Here is a 4,499-nt window from a genome sequence, read left to right as displayed (position 1 = left end):
ACTACTTTTTTTTGTTTAATATTTTTTAAATTAAACTATGTTCTAAATAAACATCATAAAATCATTTTCCTACTCCTTATCCCAAATAGACATAATACACCTCCTACACAAGCCTTTAAGAAACTTTTGAATGTTCAAATTGTCCTAAACATATATATAAAAGAACATCTAGGAGGTGTTATACATGAACTCTTTTATTCACGTAACTCCTAAGACAAAACTTTTTGTTCGGGATATTGGAAAAGGGGAACCTGTTCTTTTCCTTCACGGGTGGCCTGTTAACGCTAAAATGTACGAATACCAATTTACAACGCTTCCGGCCCGCGGTATTCGATGTATCGCCCCTGATCTTCGCGGATTTGGAAAATCAGATGCGCCTTTCACCGGCTATTCTTACAATCAATTAGCAGATGATATTCGCATGTTAGTAGAAAAAATGGGACTTAAAAATTATACGCTAGTAGGCTTTTCTATGGGGGGAGCCATTGCCATTCGATATATGAGCAGACACTTAGGATATGGAGTGAAGAAGTTAATTTTATTAGGGACAGCGGCTCCAAGATTTATTCAAAAAACTGATTTTCCATATGGACTTCCTATTGAAGAAGTAAATACAATTATTCAAAATACGTATAGAGATCGTCCTAACATGCTTGAAAACTTTGGGGAAAAGTTTTTTAATCAGCCTACCAGCTCAGCTTTTAGAGGATGGTTTCAAGATTTAGGTTTAGAAGCATCTGGCCATGGAACGATTAAAACTGCGGTGTCTTTACGAGACGAAGACTTGCAGGAAGATTTGAGTCAAATTTTCGCTGAGACATATATATTACACGGAAAAAAAGATCAAATTTGTCCATTTGATCTTGCAAAAGTTATGAATCGCCATATTTCATTTTCTACACTTATTCCATTTGAAAATAGTGGACACGGCCTTTTTTACGATGAACGTGAGAAAGTAAATGACACTCTTATTGAACTCATCGCTAAAAGCTCAGCCTATAAGTAAGGATACACATTTAAAACCGAATTGGCAGCCAAATAAAAAAAGTAAAAAACCGGCACCTAACGTAATGAAGCTAAGAAGCTTAGGTGTGATAAATTTTTTTGTGAAATGAATACTGCTCGCAATATTTAAATTCCAAAGAATGATGCCAAAAATAATAAAGAAGCTGTGAAAAAAGACGGATAGCCACGTTTGACTTCGGAGGCTTTCGCTTAAGCTTGACCCAAATACGCCAAACCAAAACACAATATTTAAAGGGTTCATAAGAGCAATGAAGAAACCTGTAAAAAATGACTTGTCTCTTTTAGCAGGGGGGGGATTTACATCTACTGAAAAGGAACCAGAGACAGCTTGTTTCATACTTTGAAAGCCAATAAATGTGAGCATGACAAAGCCAGTTGCATACAGTGCAACAGTAACGGCCTGCATCTGAACAAAAGATGTTAACCCTATTAAAATGAGGAGCATAAATAAAATATCGGCCGTCATACCTCCTAAACCAACTAGCCAAGAAGCCCAAAATCCTTTTGTCAGACCCCTTTTAATCATTTCTATATTAATTGGGCCTACCGGTGCTGCGAGACTAATACCTAGAATTATTTGTTTTATAGCAATCAAAAACCACTCCACAAACACAGCCTCCTTTCTAACTTGTCCAATAGTAGCTTATATATATATAGATTAGAGTTTTATAATTTAGAAGCGGCATTTAGTTAAAAATACTCATAAACTTTTCTTTTTTTTAATACACATGTAACGTTGAGTTCCATAAGGAGGGTTTTAATGGCATCAAAAATGCTTTTTCGAGCTAATGAGATTTTAGAGTCCACGCATGTCCCGTTCTGGGGAAAAGATGCTTTTCAATATTTCCAAAGCGATATATTATCAGAAGAAAATCCATTTCCCTGTATGTTAGGGGTAGAAGGCTTTAAAAAAGATTTACTGCGTTTTTCATTTGTGACTACTCCTTATAACTATCAAGATATTAGGCATGCAGCGTCGGCACTTAGAGAATACATAGATACATTTAAGAGCATAGGTCGCTATACATCCTTTGTGTTATTCTTTAAGCCTGAACATAAAGAACGTTCAATGGAAGAGTACGAAACGATGTTTTGGGATACGCTGACGTTTCTTCATCAAATTGATCAAAAGAAATGGCCGCGAGACATTCCAAAAGACCCGAAAGATGCATTATGGGAATTTTGTTTTCACGGAGAACCTATTTTTGTCGTCTGTAATACGCCTGCTCATTCTTTACGTAAAAGCCGTAAGAGCAGAGGATTTATGATTACATTTCAGCCGCGGTGGGTGTTTGAAGGTATGACAGGAGATTCAAAAATAGGGAAGCACGTACAAAAAGTCGTCCGCGATCGGTTAAAAACATATGATGACGTATCAGCTCACCCCGAGTTAGGCTGGTATGGGCAACAGGAAAACCGAGAGTGGAAGCAATATTTTTTACGCGACGATAATAACTATACTACCGGACAGTGTCCATTTAAATTAAAAAGGAGTGAGCAGCATGGACGTAAAAAAAGCCTCTATTAAAAAAGGAGTTGGCGGAAAGTTTGAAGAAGTAATTAAAGAGCTGCTTCCGGCGTATACTGGATACGTTGAAGTACAGCACGATATTGCTTTTCAAACACATCCGTCTCATACGCATCCAACTGATGAAATTCTTCATATACTTGAAGGATCTATTTACTTTACAGTTGAACGTGATACGGTTCTATGTCAGGCAGGAGATCGGATACATTTACCGAAACAAACGGTTCATTCTTCAAAAGCCGGTCCTGATGGATGCACATACGTTATTTCCATTTTAAAATAAAGACGAAAGAAGATGATGCTTATGCTACGTTCCCGTCCAGTGTTGCTGCTTATCGATGTACAAGAAGGGTTTTATTCACCTCAGTGGGGAGAAAGAAACAATTTAGATGCAGAAAAGAATATGCTGACGCTACTGCAAGCATGGAGGCGTCAAGACTATCCTGTCATTCACGTGCAGCATGCATCAGAAAATCCAGATTCGCCTTTACACCCAAGTTCAAAGGGATTTCAGTTCAAGGAAGGATTTGGTCCACAAGAAGACGAATGCTTAGTTCGCAAACACGTGAACAGCTGCTTTATTGGAACAGAGTTAGATAGCTATCTAAAAGCAAATGGCTATGATACGCTTATCTTAATAGGACTAACTACTAATCACTGCGTTTCTACGACTGCGCGCATGGCTGGAAATCTAGGGTATAGGACATATGTTGTGAACGATGCAACGGCTTGCTTTGATGGTACGTCCTACGATGGAAAAACAAAGCTGTGCGCAGAAGATGTACATACATTCGCACTGTCTTCCCTGCACGGCGAGTTTGCAACGGTCGTTTCTACAAAAGAGACTCTTCAAGTCCTTCAAACCTTTCAATATGCCCAAAACCAAAACTGATGTGCACGCGCATATCAGTTTTTTTATGTAGATTATGTTTCTTAAAAGAAGTAAAATAAAGATAATTCTATACTATAAGGAGTTTGTACATATGATCATTCGTTATGCTAAAGAAGAAGATTTACCTATGCTTGTTGAAATTTATAATCAGTCCGTTCAAACAAGTGCTGCTACTTTTGACTTAACGCCTGTAACAGTGGAACAAAGAAGAGGCTGGTTTAATAATCATATTAGCAATAAACTTTTTCCGCTTATTGTCGCGGAAAAAGACGGAGTAGTAGCTGGCTATGCTTCGCTTTCCTCGTATCGAGATAAAGAAGCGTACATTCAAACAGTAGAGCTATCGATTTATATTGATAAAAATCAACAAGGGTATGGTATTGGAAAACAGCTTATGAAACGCATTTTGGAATTAGCTAAAGAACTCGACCATCACGTTGTTATTTCAGGAATTACAAAAGGGAATGATATCAGTATCAAAATGCATGAGCAATTTAATTTTACGTTTTGCGGAGAATTTAAAGAAGTAGGCTGGAAATTTGATCAGTGGCAAGATGTACTTTTTTATCAGCTTATTTTATAAGATGTATGACACCTTTACACATTGTAACGTTTTAGTTTCATGTGTAAAGGTTATTAAAATAATAAGTTGTTTTATTATTTTAATACGAAAGGTGTTAGCTATCATGAATACACATTTTCAGTATCAACATCTAAGAGCTGTGCCGAAAAGATGGTCCAAAAAAGAACTGCATATCCAGCTGAATAGAATCAAACACAATTCTGAACTATCTACTATAGCGGCAGATCCGCTTTTTCATCTGTTAGAATGTACCCATTCGGGCCTTCAAACGAAACAAGAAATCATAGACTACATTCAAACCATTCCTAATCACCAACTTCCATCTTTTGTAACTCATTTAAGCAGGTTAATTCAGCGTATTTATTATATAGAAGCTGCGGATTACTATAATCGCCCCCTCAAAGGTTATATGCTTGTTATGAAAAATCAACCCGCCTATATATCTCTTCATTTTGCTGATCAGCTCATAT

The 4,499-nt window shown here is 37.1% G+C and carries 7 protein-coding genes; 6 read left to right on the top strand and 1 reads right to left on the bottom strand.

Annotated elements, in window-relative coordinates:
• Positions 1-184: 184 nt before the first annotated feature.
• Entirely contained in the window at positions 185-1,006 is an 822-nt protein-coding gene (locus N178_RS25355) for an alpha/beta fold hydrolase (RefSeq protein WP_045295627.1), read from the top strand.
• On the opposite strand, the gene N178_RS25350 is transcribed toward N178_RS25355, so the two are convergent.
• Positions 992-1,633 carry a LysE family transporter gene (locus tag N178_RS25350; protein WP_045295626.1) on the bottom strand — a complete coding sequence of 214 codons (642 nt, stop codon included), beginning with the start codon at positions 1,631-1,633 and terminating at the stop codon, positions 992-994. The two genes, N178_RS25355 and N178_RS25350, sit on opposite strands and share 15 nt — an antisense overlap.
• 153 nt (positions 1,634-1,786) lie before the next feature.
• Here N178_RS25350 and N178_RS25345 point away from each other — a divergent pair, with 153 nt between their 5' ends.
• The 5 genes from N178_RS25345 to N178_RS25325 form a co-directional block, all read left to right on the top strand.
• Entirely contained in the window at positions 1,787-2,554 is a 768-nt protein-coding gene (locus N178_RS25345) for a YqcI/YcgG family protein (RefSeq protein WP_045295625.1), read from the top strand.
• Positions 2,529-2,837 carry a cupin domain-containing protein gene (locus N178_RS25340; protein ID WP_013057236.1) on the top strand — a complete coding sequence of 103 codons (309 nt, stop codon included), beginning with the start codon at positions 2,529-2,531 and terminating at the stop codon, positions 2,835-2,837. The genes N178_RS25345 and N178_RS25340 overlap by 26 nt, the downstream gene beginning before the upstream one ends.
• A 21-nt stretch (positions 2,838-2,858) precedes the next feature.
• Positions 2,859-3,446, top strand: coding sequence for a cysteine hydrolase family protein (locus N178_RS25335; protein ID WP_045295623.1), 588 nt, complete (start codon positions 2,859-2,861; stop codon positions 3,444-3,446).
• 91 nt (positions 3,447-3,537) lie between these two features.
• Positions 3,538-4,029, top strand: a complete 492-nt coding sequence (locus N178_RS25330; RefSeq protein ID WP_045295622.1) for a GNAT family N-acetyltransferase — start codon at positions 3,538-3,540, stop codon at positions 4,027-4,029.
• Positions 4,030-4,132: 103 nt separating this feature from the next.
• Positions 4,133-4,499, top strand: a 367-nt coding sequence (locus N178_RS25325) for a hypothetical protein (protein ID WP_152640877.1), incomplete at its 3' end; no start/stop codon positions are given.

The sequence above is a fragment of the Priestia aryabhattai B8W22 genome (assembly GCF_000956595.1).
GTDB lineage: Bacteria > Bacillota > Bacilli > Bacillales > Bacillaceae_H > Priestia > Priestia aryabhattai.
This window is presented reverse-complemented; position numbering and strand designations above follow the sequence as displayed.